Consider the following 18339-nt stretch of genomic DNA (forward strand, 5'->3'; position numbering starts at 1 on the left):
TGCCTCTTCTCAAAGGATCGCCCACGTCATGGTGAAAGCAAGCCAGGTTCTCGATCGCGTTCTGGTGCTTGAAATGGTGCGCGTCACCGAAGCCGCGGCGATCGCCGCCTCGACGATGATCGGCCGGGGTGACGAGAAGGCGGCCGATGCCGCTGCCGTGGAGGCGATGCGCGCCGCGCTCAATGAACTGCCGATGGATGGCACCGTCGTCATCGGCGAGGGTGAGCGCGATGAGGCGCCGATGCTCTATATCGGCGAGAAGGTCGGCTCGAAGCAGGGCAAGGGCCCCAAGATCGATATCGCGCTCGATCCGCTGGAAGGCACCACGATCACCGCCAAGGCCGGCCCGAACGCGCTTGCGGTGCTGGCGATCGCGGAAGAGGGCAACCTCCTCAACGCACCCGACGTCTATATGGACAAGCTCGCGGTCGGCCCCGGCTATCCCGAGGGCGTGATCGATCTCAACAAGACGCCGACCGAGAATGTCAACGCGGTTGCCGCCGCCAAGGGCGTCGAGCCCAGGGACATCATCGTTTGCGTGCTCGATCGCCCGCGTCACGAAAAGCTCGTCGCCGAACTGCGCAACATCGGCTGCGGCATCATGCTGATCCCGGACGGCGACGTCGCCGGCGTGATCGCCACCACCGATCCCGACACCACCATCGATCTCTATATGGGTTCGGGCGGTGCCCCAGAGGGCGTGCTTGCCTGCGCGGCGCTGAGCTGCGTCGGCGGTCAATTCCAGGGCCGGCTGCTGTTCCGCAACGATGATGAGCGCAAGCGCGCCGCCAAGTGGGGCATCAAGGATCTCGACAAGGTCTACAAGCTGGACGAGCTGGTAAAGGGCGACGCGATCTTTGCGGCAACCGGCGTCACCGACGGTTCGCTGCTCGAAGGCGTCAAGCGTCGCAAGGGCTGCATGACCACCGACACGGTGGTCATGCGCGCAAGCTCCGGCACCGTCCGCTGGGTCAAGGGCGAGCACCGCAAGTTCAAGTGATGGTCGGGCGCCGGACAAGCACTTCGCTTGATCGGCGCTCTGCCCCGGTTCGTCTCTCGGCTGCGAACGCAACCCTTTTCTGTCAACCTCGTTGTTTCAGGTTCATGCAACTTCGATCAATAGCGCGGCGTTGGGTTGTTCGTTCCTCAAGAGGGAAAGAAAGGGACGTTTTGCGATGAAGAAGCTCATGCTGGCCCTCGGGGCCTTTTCGATGGTCGCTCCGGCGACGATGGTGCTTCCGACCGACAAGGCCGAAGCGCGTGACGGTCGTCATCGGAATTACAAGTATCGGGAATGGCGCGGCCGCGACGGCCGTCAATATTGCCGCAAGAAAGATGGTACGACCGGCCTGATCGTTGGTGGTGCAGCCGGTGCTCTCGCGGGCCGCGCGATCGACACCCGCGGTGACCGAACGGTCGGTACGCTGGGTGGCGCTGTCGCCGGCGCGCTGCTGGGCCGCGAAATAGACAGGGGTGGCAGCAGCCGTCGCTGCCGCTGATCCGGTCCAACGCCGAAATCAAAAAAGGCGCTGCACTCGCGAGAGGCAGCGCCTTTTTCATGTCAGCCGCCAGCGGTCGATCTACTCCGCGGCGATCAGCTTGACCTCCGGCGCGCCGTCGTCCGCCTGCCGTGTCAGCCGGCCATCGACCGCGGCGCCGCCGTCGATGCTGACCGTTGCGTAGCTGAGGTCGCCGGTGATCCGCGCGCTCTTCTCGATCGTCAGAGCCTGCGCGTCGACGGTGCCGTCGACCCGGCCCGCAATCCGCGCTTCCCGCGCCACGACATTGCCGGCGACCCGGCCGTTGACGCCCTGGGTGAACTGGGCGCAGCGAATATCGCCCTTCACCTCGCCGTCGACATGCAGCGCACCTTCGGCGGCGATATCGCCCGTGATGACCACATCGGCGCCGATGATCGACAGCGCGTGTGCCGCCTTCGAGCGGCCGTTCCCGCCCGTCTTGTCGGATTTGAACATGCGACCCCCTGCTCGGTCGCGGCTCATGGCCGCACCCGCAGCATAGGTCGCGTCTGGAGCCGATCAAGCGCGGCGGTCAGCGCTCCTGCCGGATTTCGGGCATCTCGGCGCCGAAGGATTCGATATCGTCGCCCTCATCATCGTCGATGATGTCCGGTATCAGATCGGCCTGGAGCAGCCCGTCGGTCGGCGCGTCCTGCGTGGTCATCAGGATCTGCGCGCGCTGGCTTTCGTCATAGCCTTCACCGTCAGGCCGCTGCGTATTGCGCGCCTGGGTCATGATCGTCTCCTCTCTTGTTCTGAGGCGAAGGCTAAACCCGAATCGGCGAAACGCGAAGCCCGATCGGCGGTTCGTGTCGCGGGGCGGGCGAAGCGATCCCGTGCCGGTCGGCGCCGGACGGCCGGCTCTTCTCTTCGCGGCGCCCAGCGCGTAAATATCGGCGATGCTCGACACACATGTTTCTGCCGTCGCCCCGCTGTCGCTCGCCGACGAGGCGGCCGACCCGCAGGCCTTCGCCGCCGCGCTGGGCGGCTCGTTCGAACGCTTCGGCTTCGCCGTCGTCGCCGATCATGGCATCGATCCCGCGCTGATCGACCGTGCCTGGGCGCTGACCAAGGCCTTCTTCGACCAGCCCGAAGAGGTGAAGCGCGCCTTCCACATCCCGGGCAAGGGCGGCGCGCGCGGCTACACCCCGTTCGGCATCGAGATCGCCAAGGGCGCGACCGAGAACGACCTCAAGGAATTCTGGCATGTCGGCCGCGAACTGCCCGCCGGCCACCGCTATCGCGAGACCATGCCCGACAATCTGTGGCCGGAAACCCCGGAGGGGTTCAAGGCGACCTTTCTCGCGCTCTACCGGGCGTTCGATCGCGTCGGTCTGCGCCTGCTCTCGGCGATCGCCCGCCACCTCGGCCTCGATGCGCACTGGTTCGACGCCGCGGTGGAGAATGGCAACAGCGTGATGCGGCTGCTCCATTATCCGCCGGTGCCGCCCGAGGCGCCGGGCGTGCGCGCTGGCGCGCATGAGGATATCAACCTCATCACCTTGCTGCTCGGCGCCGAGGAAGCCGGCCTCGAACTGCTCGACCGCGACGGCCGCTGGCTGCCGATCAAGCCGCCGGAAGGCGCGATGGTCGTGAATGTGGGGGACATGCTGCAGCGGCTGACCAACCATGTCCTGCCCTCGACCACGCACCGCGTCGTCAACCCGCCGCCCGAGCGCCGCGGCACGCCGCGCTATTCGATGCCCTTCTTCCTGCATCTGGCCCCCGACTTCCTGATCGAGACGCTGCCGGGCTGCGTGGGCGGGGGGAATCCGGATCGCTATCCGGAGCCGATCACGGCGGACCAGTATCTGCACCAGCGTCTGCGGGAGATCGGGCTGATGAAGTAGGCGGACGGGACTTTCGCGGGTCGGGTCGCCGCTCGGCAGCCTCACGCCGCCAACCGCGCCGACGCCCCGCGCAGATCCGCCACGAATCGCTCATGCTCCCCGTCCGCATCCTCGCGCACGCGCAGCAGGAAGCTGGGATGCACCGTCACCCACGCCTCGCCGCCCTCCGCCAGCGGGATCGGCCGCCCGCGCAGCGATGCGATCGTGCCCGCCTTCGGGCCCAGTACCGATCGCACCGCGGTCGCCCCCAGCAGCACGGTCATACGCGGCGCGACCAACGTCCGTTCCTGATCGATCCACCAGCGGCAGGCATCGACTTCGCCGGCGCGGGGGCTCTGGTGGATGCGGCGCTTGCCGCGGCGCTCGAACTTGAAATGCTTGACCGCGTTGGTGAGGTAGAGCCCGGCGCGGTCGATGCCCGCCTGCCGTAGCGCCTGGTCGAGCCGCTGGCCGGCGGGGCCGACGAACGCGCGGCCGGCGAGATCCTCCTGGTCGCCGGGCTGCTCGCCGACCAGCATCATCGCGGCATCCAGCGGCCCTTCGCCGAACACGGTCCGGGTGGCATCCTTGAACAGCGGACAGCGCGTGCAACTCGTCGCTTCCTCGCGCAGCGCCGCCCAACTCGACGCGCTGTTGCCGCCCAATGCCGTTCTCGCCGTCGCGATCATGCCGCTCTCCCGGGCTTGCGCCCCGGCTATCAGTTCCGAGACCAACGCCGTTTCGGGCATGTTGTGCCAATAGCGGCGCGGCATCTCCTTCAGCATCATTCCCACCTTGAGGCGCGCGGGGTTGAAGATGGAGGCGTAATAGGTCTTCCACACCTCCTCGATCGGATCGCCCGACGGGGCATCCGCGCGGGTGCCGCCGGGCCCCTCGGTCACCGTCTCGCCATCCCAGTGGATCGAGAGGTCGGGCGTCAGGATCGACCAGCGCATCGCCGCGAAGCGCCGGACGAAGAAGTCGGCATTGGCGCGCACGATATGATGTTCGGGCTCGAACCAGGCGACGAAGCGGTCGCCGCCCCCGCCCTCACCAGCATCGCCGGCGACCTCGCGGAAGCGCAGGAAGGCGCGCATCTTGTGGATGTCGCGATGGACCTGCTTGGCCATTCCCTCCAGCCGGCGGACGACCGGATCGGCATGATCCTCGATCCCCGGCCCGCCGTCGCGGATGCGCAGCAGGACGATGTAGAGCAGCGAGAACCGCGCGGGATCGCGATGGAGCACGACGCTTTCGGCAAGGTCCACGAAGTTCCGCGGCACCGCGAAGGTCGCGCCCGGCGGCGGCAGCGGCCGGGCTTCGGCGAACAGGTCGGCGGGCGTCTCGTCGGTCTGCCACTGGATTGCGCCGGCGGGCACCCGCGCGCCGGCCAGCGCCCGCGCCGCGCTGCGCCAGCCTTCGAAATCGTCGGGCGCGGAAAGATCGACCCGGAACATCGGTTCAGGCCGCGAACAATTCCATCTGCTCGGCGCGGGGAGTCAGGCGCTGGCGCAGGTCGGCACGATCGGTCAACTGCACCGGGCGCCAGTCGTCGGCGGAGATGAACGGCCGGATCTTGGTGATCGACACCGTCAGCCGGCCGACATCCGCCAAGCCCAGTCGCCGCCAGCGCCGCGCGGCGAGGATCGCGTCGACCGCCTTGGTGCCCAGCCCCGGCACCCGCAGCAGCGCCTCGCGCGGTGCGCGGTTGACGTCGACCGGGAAGCTCTCGCGAAACTTCAGCGCCCAGGCGAGCTTCGGATCGATGTCGAGCGGCAGCATCCCGTCTTCGCCCGTCGCCGACACCACCTCGTCGGGGGTGAAGCCATAGAAGCGCATCAGCCAGTCGGACTGGTAGAGCCGATGTTCGCGCATCAACGGCGGACGCTTGAGCGGCAATATGGTGCTGGCGTCGGGGATCGGGCTGAACGCCGAATAATAGACCCGCCGCAGATCATGCGTCTGGTAGAGGCTGCTGGCGCGGCGGACAATATCGCCGTCATGCGCGGCATCGGCACCGACGATCATCTGCGTCGACTGGCCCGCAGGCGCGAAGCGCGGTGCGGATTTGTATCGGCGCGCGGCATCGCCGGCGTCGGTGATCGCCCGCTTCATCCCCGCCATCGCACCGTCGATCCGCGCCGCCGATTTCTCCGGCGCCAGCCGCTTGAGCCCGCCGGTGGTCGGCAGTTCGACATTGATCGAGATGCGGTCGGCATGCAGTCCGGCCTGATGGATCAGTTCCGGGTCGGCATCGGGGATGGTCTTGAGGTGGATATAGCCACGGAAATCATGATCCTCGCGCAGCGACCGCGCCACCTCGACGATCTGCTCCATCGTATAGTTGGAGGAGCGGATGATCCCCGAAGAGAGGAACAGCCCCTCGATATAGTTGCGGCGGTAGAAGGAGAGGGTGAGGTCGACCACCTCGCGCGCGGTGAAGCGCGCGCGGCGCACGTTCGAGCTTTTGCGGTTGATGCAATAATGGCAGTCGAACACGCAGCTGTTGGTCAGCAATATCTTGAGCAGCGAGATGCAGCGTCCGTCCGGCGCATAGGCGTGGCAGATGCCCATCCCCTCGGTCGAACCGATGCCCTTGCCGCCCCTGCTGTCACGCTTGGCGGTGCCCGACGACGCGCAGGACGCATCATATTTTGCTGCATCGGCAAGAATTTCCAGCTTCTGGGCGATACTCGATTGCGCCATGTGTTCAGTATATGTTCTGCATGACGGCAAGTCCAGCGCAGGACGGCGCGGCGTCCGCCCGCACCGGCGCATCCCCGCCCGCTTGCGCCTGTCACCACGCTTCTCCACAAGCGCCGGTCATGAACCCGCTCTACGCCAACATGCCGACCACGATCTTCGAGCATATGTCTGCGCTCTCGCGCGAGACCGGTGCGATCAACCTCGGCCAGGGCTTCCCCGATTCGAACGGCCCCGAGGATGTCATCGCCGCGGCGGCGCGGGCGCTGAGCGAGGCGAGCAATCAATATCCGCCGATGCCGGGGCTGGCATCGCTGCGGCAGGCGGTGGCGGATCATTATCGCCACCACCATGCGGTCGATCTGGACTGGCAGCAGGAAGTGGTCGTCACCTCGGGCGCGACCGAGGCGCTCGCCGCCGCGATCCTCGCGCTGGTTACCCCCGGTGACGAGGTGGTGCTGATCCAGCCGATGTACGACGCCTACCTGCCGCTGGTGCTGCGCGCCGGCGGCGTGCCGCGCTTCGTGACGCTGCAGCCGCCCGAATGGCGGATCACGCGCGAGGCGCTGGAGGCGGCCTTCACGCCGAAGACCAGGTTGGTGCTCCTCAACAATCCGATCAACCCCAGCGCCACCGTCGTGCCGGCCGACGATCTCGCCTTGCTCGCCCAATTCGTCACCGCCGCCGACGCGGTGGTGGTCAGCGACGAGGTGTGGGAGCATGTCGTGTTCGACGGCCGCGCGCACCAGTCGATCCTCGGCGTGCCCGGCCTGCGCGACCGTGCCGTGAAGATCGGATCGGGGGGCAAGATCTTCGCGATGACCGGCTGGAAGGTCGGCTGGACCTGCGCCGCGCCGGCGATCACGCGCGTGATCGCCAAGGCGCACCAGTTCCTCACCTTCACCACCCCGCCCAACCTGCAGGCCGGCATTGCCTATGGCCTGAGCAAGGAAGATAGCTATTTCGCTGCGATGCGCGCCGATTTCGCGCGTTCGCGCGACCGGCTGACCGATGGGCTGACCGCCGCCGGCTGGTCGGTGCTGCCCAGTGCGGGCACCTATTTCCTGTCGGTCGATCTCATCGCCTCGGGCGTCCACCTCGACGACGTCACCTTCTGCGAGCGGCTGGTGCGTGAGTTCGGGGTCGCCGCGATCCCGATCTCTGCTTTCTACACCGAAGATGCGGTACGCCACGTCGCACGGCTGTGCTTCGCGAAGACCGATGCCACGTTGGATGCAGCGATCCCGCGACTGGCGCTCGCACGCGAAACGCTGGCGGTCGCGCCATGATCCTGCAGCGTGATTGACGCCGATCTGTCATAAAAAATCCGCCATCCCGCAACATGGGCCTCCTACGCCCGACGCCGGGTGGGGATGGGGCTGATGCCAAGAAGCCGATCATCCTCCTGTGTAGAAAAGGGGATGATGATATGGCGCTCGGTCTCGGTTCGATCGCGTTTACGGGCTTCAATGCCGACGGCAATGACGACATCGCTTTCGTCGCGCTGGAGACGATCCCCGCCGGAACGGTGATCTATTTAAACGATCAGGAATGGCAGGGCACCGGCTTCAACACCGGCGAGGGCCAGGTGACGTGGACCGCGAGCGCCGACATCGCGCCGGGCACGATCGTGACGATCAACAGCTTCGGCAGCAATCCCGCCAGCAATCTCGGCACGGTCGGCGGCAGCAGCGGCCTCGGCAGCGATGGCGAGATCGTCTACGCCTATGTCGGCGCGCCCTTCGCGCCGACCGCCTTCCTCGCCGCCATCGCCAATGACGGGTTCGCGCAGTCGGGCGGCACCTTGGAAGGCACCGGCCTCGTCGTCGGCGAGACCGCGATCGACCTCGGCAATGGCGGCGCCAACCCGGGCGAGGATGTCGCGGTGTTCACCGGCCCGCGCAACGGCCAGGCGAGCTATGCGGACTATGCCGCGGTGATCAACGACGTCGCCAACTGGACGACGCAGGATGGCAGCGGCGACCAGTCGGGTGACGGCACCGCGCCCGACCTGCCGTTCGATCTCGGCGGCTTCACCTTGGGCGGTGCCGAGAGCCAGAGCATTGGCTTTCAGGGCGCGCTGATCAGCCAAATCGAGGGCAATGACGGAACGACGACCTTCACCTTCACGGTCGCGCGCAGCGGTGGCAGCACCGGCGTTCTCGACTTCACCGGCACGATCGCGGCGGGCGGCACCGACGCCGCCGACTATGCGGGCGGGACGCTGCCGACGAGCTTTTCCGGGAGCATCGCGGCGGGGGAGACCAGTGCGACGGTGACGGTGACGGTTGCCGGCGACACTGCAATCGAAGCCGACGAGAGCTTCACCCTCACGTTGACAGGCGCCACCAACACCGAGATTCCCGCGACGATCAACCCGGGCGCCGCCAGCGCCACCGGCACCATCGTCAACGACGATGCGGCGCCGACCGGCCTCGTCGCCGGCGACATCGCCTTCGTCGGCTTCAACGCCGACGGCAACGACGACATCGCCTTCGCCGTGCTGAAGGACATCGCCGCCGGCACCGTGATCTATTTCAACGACCAGGAATGGCAGGGCACCGGCTTCAACACCGGCGAAGGCCAGGTGGTGTGGACCGCGACCAGCGATATCGCCGCGGGCAGCATCGTCACCATCAACAGCTTCAGCGACGCGCCGACCAGCAATTTCGGTTCGGTCTCGGGCAGCAGCGGCCTCGGCAGCGATGGCGAGATCGTCTACGCCTATGTCGGCGCACCCTTCGTGCCGACCACCTTCCTCGCCGCCATTGCGAATGACGGGTTCGCCCAGTCCGGCGGCACCTTGGAAGGCACCGGCCTCGTCGTCGGCGAGACCGCGATCGACCTCGGCAATGGCGGCGCCAACCCCGGCGAGGATATTGCCGTGTTCACCGGCCCGCGCTCGGGCCAGGCGAGCTATGCGGACTATGCCGCGGTGATCAACGATGTTGCCAACTGGACGACGCAGGACGGCTCCGGCGACCAGTCGGGCGATGGGACCGCGCCCGATCTGCCCTTCGATCTCGGCGGCTTCATCCTTGGTGCCGAGCCGGCCCAGTCGGTCGCTTTCGCCGCCACCGCGGTGAGCATCGCCGAAGGCGATGACGGCACCAAATTGCTGACCTTCACCGTCGCCCGCACCGGCGGCACCAGCGGCCAGATCGACTTCTCCGGCAGCTTCGAGGCGGGCACCACTGATGCCGCCGACTTCGGCGGCGCGCTGCCCACCGGTTTCACCGGCAGCATCGCCGCCGGTACCAGCGCGACGACGGTGACGATCACGATCAGCGGCGACACGGCGATCGAGGAAACCGAAGCCTTCACGCTGACCTTGACCGGCGTGACCAACACGCTGGGCAGCGATGTGACGATCACGCCCGCGGGCGCGGCCGCGACGGGCACGATCCTCAACGACGATTATGGTCTCTCGATCGGCGGCATCAACGTCTACGACGCGGCCGAATCGCTCCAGGGCAGCGCCACCACGCCGACCGCGACCGACGATATCGTGCTCGTCCGCCTCGGCTCGATCCAGGGTGCGACGGCCGGCGCCGAGAGCACCGCCTTCCTCGACGGCAAGGTCTACGCCACCAACATCAACGGCGATGCGATCAACGTCGCGACCGTCACCGCGCAGGGCACGCTGGTCAACGAAGCCGCGATCTCGCTGGCGGGCCTGCCCGACTACAAGGCCGGCGGCGTCAATGCGGTTGCTGCCAAGAATGGCGTGATCGCGGTCGGCTACGAAAGCGTCACCCCCGGCCAGCCCGGCCACGTCGCGCTGTTCAACGCCGCCGACAACAGCCTGATCAAGACCATCACCGTCGGCGTGCTGCCCGACCAGCTGACCTTTACGCCCGATGGCAGCAAGCTGCTGGTCGCGAATGAGGGGGAAGCGGTGTCGGCGGCCGAAAACCCGGTCGGCGGCATCAGCATCATCGACCTGTCGGGCGGCGCCGCTGCGGCAACGGTCGCGACCACGATCGGCTTTGGCGGGTTGGACGGTGCCGAGGCGGCGCTGGCCGATCGCGGCCTCACCCTGTTCCCGGGAACGGCGGCCTCGGCCGACATCGAGCCCGAATATATCACTGTCTCGCCCGACGGCTCCCGCGCCTATGTGACCCTGCAGGAGGTCAATGCGGTGGCGGTGATCGACCTGACCGACCCGACTGCGACCGCGCCGATCGCGATCCAGCCGCTCGGCTTCATCGATCGCAGCCTCGCCGGCAACGCGTTCGACCCGAGCGATCGCGATGGCGGCATCAACATCCACAATGCCGAAGTGTTGAGCGTGCTGCAGCCCGATGCGATCGCCAGCTTCTCGGTGGGCGGCGCGACCTATTTCATCACCGCCAATGAGGGCGACGCGCGCGTCGCGGTGACCGATTCGGTGCGCCTGGGCGACAGCAGCTATGTGCTCGATCCGACCCTCTTCCCGAATGCCGCCGAACTCAAGGCGGATGCGGAACTGGGCCGGCTCAACGTGCTGACCAATGTCGGGGATACCGATTTCGACGGCGATTTCGACGTGATCTACACGCTCGGCGGCCGCGGCATCTCGATATTCCGCCAGGAAGCCGATGGCAGCATCACCAAGGTGCGCGAGACCGGCGGCGAGTTCGAATCGATCATCGCCCAGAACTATCCGGCGATCTTCAATTCCAACCAGAGCATAGCGGGTTCGTCGGCCGACACCCGCTCGGACGACAAGGGCCCCGAGCCCGAGGGCGTGACGATCGGCACGATCGGCGACCGCACCTATGCCTTCATCGGACTGGAGCGGGTCGGCGGCTACATGGTCTATGACGTGACCGACCCCGCCAACGCCTTCTTCGTCACCTACAAGCCGCAGACCGCGCAGGATCTGGGGCCGGAGACGAGCGTGTTCGTGTCGGCGGAAGACAGCCCGACCGGCCAGGCGCTGCTGATCAGCGGCCAGGAGATCAGCAACACGGTCACGCTCTATTCGGTCCAGACGCAGAGCGAGAATGCCGACACGATCATGGGCGCCGGCGATGCCGACACCTTCTTCGGCCGCGGCGGCGATGACTCGATCTCGGGCCTCGGCGGCAACGACGTGCTGACCGGCGGGCTCGGCGCCGACCGGCTCGATGGCGGCGACGGCATCGATACGGCGGGCTATGCGGCGGCGACCGCGGCGGTCAGCGCGTCGCTGTTCGCCGGCCGTGGCCTCAGCGGCGAGGCGCTGGGCGATCGCTTCGTCTCGATCGAGAACCTCACCGGTTCGGCGTTCGACGACGGCCTTTATGGTGACAATGGCGCCAACGCGATCCTCGGCGGTGCCGGCGACGACACGCTCTACGGCTATCTCGGCGACGACCGGCTCGAGGGCGGCGCGGGCGACGATCTCGTCCGCGGTGGCGAGGGGGCGGACATGCTGCTGGGCGGCGAGGGTGTGGACAAGCTGCTCGGCGACGATGGCAACGACGTCATCGCCGGCGGGGCAGGCAGCGACATCGTCTATGGCGGTGCCGGCGATGACAGCATCGACGGTGGCGCCGATGCCGACACGCTGCGCGGCGACGAAGGCAATGACACGCTGACCGGTGGCGACGGTGATGACGTGCTGCTGGGTGGTGACGGCAATGACGTGCTGATCGGCGGCGCGGGCCGCGACTCGATCTATGGCGGCGCCGGAGCCGACCGTTTCGTGTTCAACGCCGTGTCGGACAGCGTGGGCGCGCGCGACATCCTGCGGGACTTCAGCCAGGCCGATGGCGACCTGATCGATCTGAGTGCGATCGACTCGGGTGCAGCGGGCGGCACCTTCACGCTGGTCGGTGCCTTCACCGGCACCGCCGGCGAACTGACCGCGACCACTGTCGGCATCTTCCAGCAGGTGCAGGGCGACGTGAATGGGGACGGCGTCGCCGACTTCACCCTTCTGGTCGCAGCGGGCGGTGCCAGCCTGACCACCGCCGACTTCGTTCTGTGAGGTAGCGCGGGGCCATCGCCTGATGGCCCCGCAACACCGGCTCCGGCGCTCAGCGCTCGGAGAGGTAGTAGCGCTCGATCTCGGCGAGATCGTCGTCGAGCGTGTAGACGATCGGCTGACCGGTCGGGATTTCCAGCCCGGTGATCTCGTCGTCCGAGATGCCCGAGAGATGCTTGACCAGCGCACGCAACGAATTGCCATGCGCGGAGATCAGCACGCGTTCGCCTGCCTTCAGCGCGGGGGCGATGCGCGCCTCCCAATAGGGCAGCACGCGCGTGATCGTGTCCTTGAGGCTTTCGGTGTTGGGCACCGCGATGCCGGCATAGCGGCGGTCGGCGGCAGGATCGAACGGGCTGCCGGGGTCCATCGGCGGCGGCGGCACGTCGAAGCTGCGGCGCCAGATCTTCACCTGATCGTCGCCATGCCGGGCGGCGGTCTCTGCCTTGTTGAGCCCGGTGAGGCCGCCATAGTGGCGCTCGTTGAGCCGCCAGTCCTTCTCCACCGGCAGCCACAGCCGGCCCATTTCCTCGAGCGCGAGGTTCAGCGTCTTGATCGCGCGGCTCTGCAGCGAGGTGAAGCACTGGTCGAAATCCAGCCCCTTCTCCTTCATCAGCCGTCCCGCGGCGCGCGCTTCCTCGACGCCCTTTTCGGTGACATCGACGTCCCACCATCCGGTGAAGCGGTTCTCGAGATTCCAGGTGGATTGGCCATGACGGATGAGGACGAGCGTCGGCATGCTGCACTCCGGCGATTGATGTCGCCGCGTGTCTTAGTCAGGCACGGGCCCGGCGTCACCCCAGATTGCGGGCCGTGTCGGGGCCGTGCGAAGGGAGCGGGACCAAGCCACCGGGAGTCGCGAAATGACGATAGAACGCAGGACAATCGTGCATGAAGGACCGGGGGGCGCCTTCGAGAGCGTTTTCGCCGCCGACACAGCGGATGGTGCACCGCGCCCGGGCGTGCTGGTGCTGCCCAACGTGCTCGGCCAGAAGGAAGCCGACAATCTGGTGGCCGAACGGCTGGCCGCGCTCGGCTATGCCGCGCTGGCGGCCGACATGTTCGGGCAGGGCAACCGCACGACCCGCCAGTCGGCCGATCCGGCGGTCTTCATGAACCAGCTCAACGCCGATCGCGGACTGTTGCGCGATCGGCTCCACGCCGCGCTCGCCGTGCTGACGGCGCAGCCCGAGGTCGATGCCGCGCGGACCGCGGCGATCGGCTTCTGCTTCGGCGGCAAGTGCGCGCTGGATCTTGCCCGCTCCGGCGCACCGGTGCTCGGTGTCGTCAGCTTCCACGGCGTCTATGACCGGCCGGACTATGACACGGTCAAGCCGATCAAGCCGAAGGTGCTGGTCTGCCATGGCTGGGACGATCCGATCGCGCCGCCCGCGGCGACGCTGGGGCTCGCGACCGAACTGACCGAGGGCGGGGCGGACTGGCAGATCCACGCCTACGGCCACACCGCGCACGCCTTTACCGACAAGGATGCCAAGGCGCGCGACCGCGGCGTCTATTATCAGCCCGACGCCGACCGGCGCAGCTGGAAGGCGGCGACGGACTTTCTGGTCGAACTGTTCGGGTAGGTTCTCCGCCGACGCTGCGGCGGGGAGGAAAGACAAGCGACGCCGCTTCCGCCCTCCGTTCGCCTCGAGCGCAGTCGAGCATCTGTCTTCCAGGTCAAGCGGGTTTGGGCGCCCACACGCGATTTTTGGTGATGAGGGTGTTGGCAAGCGCGACGAGTTTTCGTGCGACGGCGATGAGGGCGAGCTTTGGAGCTTTTCCGCGCGCGAGAAGGCCATCGTAGAAGCGCTTCAAGTCGGGGTTGCGGCGGCTGGCGACGAGCGCGGCCATGTAGAGGGTGGATCTGAGCTCGGCGCGTCCGCCGCGTATGGATCGCTTGCCGCGCATGCCGCCGCTGTCGCGGGCGAAGGGCGCGAGGCCGACGAGGGCTGCGGCCTGCTTGTTGGTAATGCGGCCGAGTTCGTGGAGGTATGAGAGGAAGGCCTGGGTGCTGATGGGGCCGATGGCGGGGATGGATCGCAGGATTTTGGCTTTGCGCGTCATCTCGGCATCAGCCTTGATCAGTTCCTCGATCTTCACCTCGATGCGATCGATATGCGTGGCGATCGAGCTCAGCCTTCTTTTATGTTCGCTCTTGAGGAAGCTGCCCTGCGTGACGCTGAGCCTGTTGCGCAGCGCGGTCTGTTCGGCGAGCGCCGCGGTGCGGGCGCTGACGAGTTCCTGAAGCTCCTCCTGCCGCCGGCTCACCGGCTCGGATGCCGAGAGGCCGAAGCGATCGGCCATCAATGCCAGCATGGCGGCATCGATCGCATCGGTCTTGGCGAGTTTGCCGGCAGCCTCGGCGAACAGCCTGGCCCTCAGCGGATTGACGAGCGCCACCGGCAGTCCGGCATCATGCAGATGGCGTTGGACGTCCCGATGATAGCGCGACGTCGGCTCCATCAGCACCAGCTTCACCGCGAACCGGCCGAGCACCTCGACCAGGCGGTCATGCCCGGCACTGTCGTTGCTCACCCGCAGCTGCTCGCCCACCGGGTGAATGTGGATGTCCAAATTGGCCTTGCTCACATCGACGCCGACATGGACCTCCGGCAGCGACTTGTCCTCGACCTTTCCTTGCATACGGGACTTGCTCCCCTTCATCTGTTCAGGCCAGACTTGAAGGGACGGACGGACCGATCTCGACTACGGCTCGAACCAAGGGACACTCGGTCCCGTCCGTCCGACCGCCGGGGGTGGCCACCCCCGGCGGTCGCCCTTCTGGACTACCAGATCGGGCTGACCGCAAGATGCAAGGGGCAGCGTCGAGCGAAGCCGAGACGCGGGGGACACGTAGGGCGCGGGTCTCGCGTTCTCGGCTGCGCTCGAACGACCCCCCTCGACTGCGCTCGGGGCGAACGAGGGGCGGGTAGGCGGCCTTACCCGCCAGCGTGTCGGTGGGTGTCGAACCCAGCTCCTCGCAGCGCCTCCACCAACCGGGCCTCCCCACCCGCCTGCAACACCAGCAGCGCCTCATAGGGATCGCCCTCGATCCCCAGCGCCCGCGCAAAGGCCGGTTCTGTCTTCAACCCCTGCCGGCGCAGCGTCATCACCGTCGCGCGCAAGCGCGCGCCGCCCAGCGCCAGCAGCCGCTGCTCGACGAGGAAATGGCGCCAGCCCGCCTGATCCGCGACCGGCTCGGCAGCGGCGAAGATCTCGAACGGCCAGCCACGTGCGGTGAAGGATGCGATCACCGGCCGGCCGCCGCCCACCCACTGGTGCATCCGGAAATCCTGCCGGTCGCCGAGCGCGCACCAGATCAGCGCCACAAACGCCTCGGCGTCGGGGGCGTGGCACAGCAGGTCGATGTCGCTGCCCGGCAGGTCGAGCCCCAGCGGTGGCGTGCCGGCGACATGCGGATCGAACGGCGCCAGCAGGTCGAGCAGCCCGCTCGCCGCCAGCGCCGCGTCGTAGGGCGGCCGGTCAGCCGAGATCGTCGATCATCTCCGCCAGCACGGCCAGGCAGTCGCGCGCCAGCGCCTTGCTGCGCTCGGGCGACCAGCCGAAGACGGGATCGGGGCTGTCGTCATGATCCTTGAACGGCATCTCGAGCGTCATCGAAACCGCGCCGAAGCGCTCGGCGAGCTGGTTGGTCGACATCGAGAGATTGGCCTTGCCCGCGGGGGCGACGCCATAACCCCTGGCAGTCTGGAACAGCGGCGAACGCTGGGCGAGCATATCGCGATAGCGATAGAACAGCGTGCCCTGCGCTTCGGTCCATGACGGGATGCCCTCGAAGCCGGCGAGGAAATTGGCGGGGATCGCTTCGTCGCCATGCACGTCCATCGCGAAGTCGACGCCGGTGGCGTCCATCGCGCGCAGGACGTGCAGCACTTCCGGGCTGCGCTCCTCGCTCGGCTCATGCCATTCGCGGTTGAGGTTCACCCCTGCGGCGTTGGTGCGCAGATGGCCGCGACGGCTCCCGTCGGGGTTCATGTTGGGGACGATGTGCAGCGTCGCCTTGCTGCGCAGCGTCTGCGCTACCGCATCGGCCGGATCGGTCAGCAGCTCCAGCGCGCCTTCCATCCACCATTCGGCCATGGTCTCGCCGGGATGCTGGCGCGCATAGAGCCACACCTGCTTCGGCCCCTCGCCCATCTCGAGCACGTCGAGCGGCTGGCCGTCGAGCGTCTTGCCGAGTTCGCGCTGCGAGACGCCGGGCAGGCCGCCGATCCGCGCGACGAGGTCATGATGGCGCTCCATCGAATAGGGCGCGAAATACGCGACCCACAGCGCGTCGCGGGTGGGCGTCGCGCGGATCGTCAGCACGCCGTCGGCATAGTCGGTCGCCGCCATCGTCCAGCGCTCGCGATCCTCGCTGATCCGCGCGCGATAGCCGGGCCAGCCCATCGGATAGGCGGACCCCGCGCAGTTGACGATGCGCAGCGTCACCGCGCGCCCCGCCGCGCCCGCCACACGGAAGTGGAACCACTGGTAGAAGTCCGAGCGGTGATCGTGGACGATCTCGAGATCGGCGGAATCCTCGCCGACCGCGACCACCCGGATGTTGCCGCCATCGAAGGCGGCGGTGATGCTGAGGGGGGTGATGCTGATGGTCATTTGACGCTGATAGTGCGCCCCGACTCTCCCGGAAAGTCCTTGAACAAGGCTGCCGACAGCCGATCGGCAGCCAGCCCCGGCTGTGCGGCGGGCGCATTTTCGCGCGCCTCGGTTTGGGCACGGCCCTCCCACACGACTTCGCCCGAGCCACGCCGCTTGATCTGGACGCTGAGCTGCGTGGTAACGACATCGCCGCCCTTGCCGCCGCCGATGCCGAACCCGACACCCAGCCCGAGACCGACACCCCCGCCGCCGGTCCCGCCACCGACGCCGATGCTGACCGGAGAACGCCGGCCGGTGCTGGCGGGGCGGACACCGCGCGCATAGCCGACGACGGCGATGAAATCGGAGCGGTCCTGCCCGATCCGATAGCCGATACGCGACAATTCGCGTTCAACGCCCGCGATGTAGGCGCGATATTCGAGGCTGCCCGAATCGGTGCCCGGTTGCGCCTCGACCGTCACCGAGCCGCGCACGACCGGCGCGCCGAGGTGGAAGCGGGTGACGTCCACGGGGGCGACCGGGGTCGCGCAACCGGCCGCGCCGAGCAACAGCAATAGGGCGGCGAACCGGGGCGGACGTGACAACATTCTGCGACTCCTCTGGTCTGGGCCTCGCCTTGTCGCAGACTGCCGGCCGCCGGGCAATTTCCGTTGCATCGCAGCAATGTCTGCCATGTTTCGGCGAACCGTGGCCGTGCCAGAAAAGCCGTACGGATCAGCGAAGCAATGCCGCAGCGGCGCTTTCCAGCCGATCGCGCCAGGCGATCCGGCCGCGCCAGGCGGCCGGGATCGCCGCATGGCCGTGGAGCGCGCCGGCAAGCTGGCCGGTGATCGCGGCGACGGTGTCGGCATCGTCGCCGAGATTGGCTGCGAGCAGGACGGCGTCGTCGAAGCCGCTGCCGTTCGCGACGCTCCAGATCGCGGCCTCCAGGCTGTGCACGACATAGCCGGAGGATCGGATCTCGTCGCGCCCCTTGCGGCGCCAGCAACCGCGGAAGATGGCGCCGACCTCTGGCGTCGTGTCGAGGTCTCCGGCGCGGGCGAGCGCCTCATCGAAACCGGCGCCGTGGAACGGCGCGTGCAGGACGACCGCGAATCCCTCGCACGCATCGAGACAGGCAATGGTGCCGTGCGTCGTCGCGCTCTGGTCGCGCGCGGCCTCGCGCATCGCCGCTTCTCCAGCACCGATGCCCCAGATCGCAACGGGGGCGAGGCGCATCAGCGAGCCATTGCCCGCAGCATCCCAGTCGGTTGCGCCGGCATAGGGATTGCCGTCGCGCACGAAGCGCTGCAGCGCCTGGACGGTGGTGACGCCGATGTCGAAGCAGGTGCCGGTGACGCTATAATCGCCGTCTCGCCACCAGCCGACGAAGCGCGTCATCAGGTCGCTGGCGTCGAGGCCGTCGCAGTCAGCGAGGCTTTCGGCCAGCGCCAGCGCCATGGCCGTGTCGTCGGTCCACTGGCCCGGCGCGAGCGCGAAGGGGCCGCCACCGACCATGTCGGTCAATGGCGGGGCGCTGTCGCGCGGCTTGAATTCCAGCGTCGTGCCGATCGCGTCGCCCACCGCGAGGCCGATCAAGGCGCCGGTCGCGCGGTCGGCAAGCATGGAAGGGGTGGTCATTGCGGCCTCCGATCGCGCGACCTGCGCCTATTGGAGCGGCTCGGCAGCGTGAGCAAGGATGGGCGACGATATCTCCTGCGCAATTATC

Annotated in this window: 16 protein-coding genes; 6 read left to right on the forward strand and 10 right to left on the reverse strand. The window is 67.7% G+C overall.

Features of this window, described 5'->3' with window-relative positions:
* The first annotated feature begins 28 nt into the window (after positions 1 to 28).
* Positions 29 to 1000, forward strand: coding sequence for a class II fructose-bisphosphatase (glpX, locus tag NX02_RS27245; protein WP_025295333.1), 972 nt, complete (start codon positions 29 to 31; stop codon positions 998 to 1000).
* A gap of 175 nt (positions 1001 to 1175) precedes the next feature.
* Positions 1176 to 1499, forward strand: coding sequence for a glycine zipper 2TM domain-containing protein (locus tag NX02_RS27250; protein ID WP_025295334.1), 324 nt, complete (start codon positions 1176 to 1178; stop codon positions 1497 to 1499).
* Positions 1500 to 1580: 81 nt separating this feature from the next.
* On the opposite strand, the gene NX02_RS27255 is transcribed toward NX02_RS27250, so the two are convergent.
* Positions 1581 to 1976, reverse strand: coding sequence for a bactofilin family protein (locus NX02_RS27255; RefSeq protein ID WP_025295335.1), 396 nt, complete (start codon positions 1974 to 1976; stop codon positions 1581 to 1583).
* Positions 1977 to 2052: 76 nt separating this feature from the next.
* On the reverse strand, positions 2053 to 2256 hold the full coding sequence (locus tag NX02_RS27260) for a hypothetical protein (RefSeq protein WP_025295336.1): 204 nt from the start codon (positions 2254 to 2256) through the stop codon (positions 2053 to 2055).
* Between the two features lie 163 nt (positions 2257 to 2419).
* Between NX02_RS27260 and NX02_RS27265 the strand changes: the two genes are divergently transcribed.
* Positions 2420 to 3370, forward strand: a complete 951-nt coding sequence (locus NX02_RS27265) for an isopenicillin N synthase family dioxygenase (RefSeq protein WP_025295337.1) — start codon at positions 2420 to 2422, stop codon at positions 3368 to 3370.
* A gap of 41 nt (positions 3371 to 3411) precedes the next feature.
* On the opposite strand, the gene NX02_RS27270 is transcribed toward NX02_RS27265, so the two are convergent.
* Positions 3412 to 4806, reverse strand: coding sequence for a UdgX family uracil-DNA binding protein (locus NX02_RS27270; protein ID WP_025295338.1), 1395 nt, complete (start codon positions 4804 to 4806; stop codon positions 3412 to 3414).
* Between the two features lie 4 nt (positions 4807 to 4810).
* The gene (locus NX02_RS27275; protein WP_025295339.1) at positions 4811 to 6055 is read right to left on the reverse strand and encodes a putative DNA modification/repair radical SAM protein; all 1245 of its coding nucleotides are present in this window, start codon (positions 6053 to 6055) and stop codon (positions 4811 to 4813) included.
* Between the two features lie 119 nt (positions 6056 to 6174).
* Here NX02_RS27275 and NX02_RS27280 point away from each other — a divergent pair, with 119 nt between their 5' ends.
* Together NX02_RS27280 and NX02_RS31035 are read left to right on the forward strand one after the other, a co-directional pair.
* Positions 6175 to 7341, forward strand: coding sequence for an aminotransferase (locus tag NX02_RS27280; RefSeq protein WP_025295340.1), 1167 nt, complete (start codon positions 6175 to 6177; stop codon positions 7339 to 7341).
* A gap of 140 nt (positions 7342 to 7481) precedes the next feature.
* Positions 7482 to 12008 (forward strand): choice-of-anchor I family protein, encoded by a 4527-nt coding sequence (locus NX02_RS31035; RefSeq protein WP_025295341.1) that lies wholly within the window; start codon positions 7482 to 7484, stop codon positions 12006 to 12008.
* Positions 12009 to 12057: 49 nt separating this feature from the next.
* On the opposite strand, the gene gpmA is transcribed toward NX02_RS31035, so the two are convergent.
* Entirely contained in the window at positions 12058 to 12744 is a 687-nt protein-coding gene (gpmA, locus tag NX02_RS27290) for a 2,3-diphosphoglycerate-dependent phosphoglycerate mutase (RefSeq protein ID WP_025295342.1), read from the reverse strand.
* A 124-nt stretch (positions 12745 to 12868) separates the two neighbouring features.
* On the opposite strand from gpmA, the gene NX02_RS27295 reads away from it, so the two are divergent.
* A complete protein-coding gene (locus tag NX02_RS27295) occupies positions 12869 to 13591 on the forward strand; it encodes a dienelactone hydrolase family protein (RefSeq protein WP_025295343.1) in 723 nt (240 codons plus the stop codon).
* A gap of 94 nt (positions 13592 to 13685) precedes the next feature.
* On the opposite strand, the gene NX02_RS27300 is transcribed toward NX02_RS27295, so the two are convergent.
* The 5 genes from NX02_RS27300 to NX02_RS27320 form a co-directional block, all read right to left on the reverse strand.
* Complete coding sequence (locus NX02_RS27300; protein WP_025290252.1) at positions 13686 to 14651, reverse strand: IS110 family RNA-guided transposase; 966 nt, start codon at positions 14649 to 14651, stop codon at positions 13686 to 13688.
* A gap of 296 nt (positions 14652 to 14947) precedes the next feature.
* Positions 14948 to 15502: a DUF4269 domain-containing protein gene (locus NX02_RS27305; RefSeq protein ID WP_039996876.1), complete on the reverse strand. Its 555-nt coding sequence runs from the start codon at positions 15500 to 15502 to the stop codon at positions 14948 to 14950.
* A complete protein-coding gene (locus NX02_RS27310; protein ID WP_025295345.1) occupies positions 15492 to 16628 on the reverse strand; it encodes a M14 family metallopeptidase in 1137 nt (378 codons plus the stop codon). Before NX02_RS27310 ends, NX02_RS27305 begins: the two co-directional genes overlap by 11 nt.
* Positions 16625 to 17218 (reverse strand): DUF4136 domain-containing protein, encoded by a 594-nt coding sequence (locus NX02_RS27315; RefSeq protein WP_025295346.1) that lies wholly within the window; start codon positions 17216 to 17218, stop codon positions 16625 to 16627. Before NX02_RS27315 ends, NX02_RS27310 begins: the two co-directional genes overlap by 4 nt.
* A gap of 127 nt (positions 17219 to 17345) precedes the next feature.
* Entirely contained in the window at positions 17346 to 18251 is a 906-nt protein-coding gene (locus tag NX02_RS27320) for an ADP-ribosylglycohydrolase family protein (protein ID WP_025295347.1), read from the reverse strand.
* Positions 18252 to 18339 lie beyond the last annotated feature (88 nt).

The organism is Sphingomonas sanxanigenens DSM 19645 = NX02 (assembly GCF_000512205.2).
GTDB lineage: Bacteria > Pseudomonadota > Alphaproteobacteria > Sphingomonadales > Sphingomonadaceae > Sphingomonas_D > Sphingomonas_D sanxanigenens.

What these genes read in the sequence shown, in the direction of transcription:
- NX02_RS27310 (WP_025295345.1), bottom strand. Translation starts at nt 16,628, where the DNA reads ATGACCATCAGCATCACCCCCCTCAGCATCACCGCCGCCTTCGATGGC.
- NX02_RS27295 (WP_025295343.1), top strand. Translation starts at nt 12,869, where the DNA reads ATGACGATAGAACGCAGGACAATCGTGCATGAAGGACCGGGGGGCGCC.
- NX02_RS27270 (WP_025295338.1), bottom strand. Translation starts at nt 4,806, where the DNA reads ATGTTCCGGGTCGATCTTTCCGCGCCCGACGATTTCGAAGGCTGGCGC.
- NX02_RS27275 (WP_025295339.1), bottom strand. Translation starts at nt 6,055, where the DNA reads ATGGCGCAATCGAGTATCGCCCAGAAGCTGGAAATTCTTGCCGATGCA.
- NX02_RS27320 (WP_025295347.1), bottom strand. Translation starts at nt 18,251, where the DNA reads ATGACCACCCCTTCCATGCTTGCCGACCGCGCGACCGGCGCCTTGATC.
- NX02_RS27315 (WP_025295346.1), bottom strand. Translation starts at nt 17,218, where the DNA reads ATGTTGTCACGTCCGCCCCGGTTCGCCGCCCTATTGCTGTTGCTCGGC.
- NX02_RS31035 (WP_025295341.1), top strand. Translation starts at nt 7,482, where the DNA reads ATGGCGCTCGGTCTCGGTTCGATCGCGTTTACGGGCTTCAATGCCGAC.
- gpmA (WP_025295342.1), bottom strand. Translation starts at nt 12,744, where the DNA reads ATGCCGACGCTCGTCCTCATCCGTCATGGCCAATCCACCTGGAATCTC.
- NX02_RS27250 (WP_025295334.1), top strand. Translation starts at nt 1,176, where the DNA reads ATGAAGAAGCTCATGCTGGCCCTCGGGGCCTTTTCGATGGTCGCTCCG.
- glpX (WP_025295333.1), top strand. Translation starts at nt 29, where the DNA reads ATGGTGAAAGCAAGCCAGGTTCTCGATCGCGTTCTGGTGCTTGAAATG.
- NX02_RS27255 (WP_025295335.1), bottom strand. Translation starts at nt 1,976, where the DNA reads ATGTTCAAATCCGACAAGACGGGCGGGAACGGCCGCTCGAAGGCGGCA.
- NX02_RS27260 (WP_025295336.1), bottom strand. Translation starts at nt 2,256, where the DNA reads ATGACCCAGGCGCGCAATACGCAGCGGCCTGACGGTGAAGGCTATGAC.
- NX02_RS27300 (WP_025290252.1), bottom strand. Translation starts at nt 14,651, where the DNA reads ATGCAAGGAAAGGTCGAGGACAAGTCGCTGCCGGAGGTCCATGTCGGC.
- NX02_RS27280 (WP_025295340.1), top strand. Translation starts at nt 6,175, where the DNA reads ATGAACCCGCTCTACGCCAACATGCCGACCACGATCTTCGAGCATATG.
- NX02_RS27265 (WP_025295337.1), top strand. Translation starts at nt 2,420, where the DNA reads ATGCTCGACACACATGTTTCTGCCGTCGCCCCGCTGTCGCTCGCCGAC.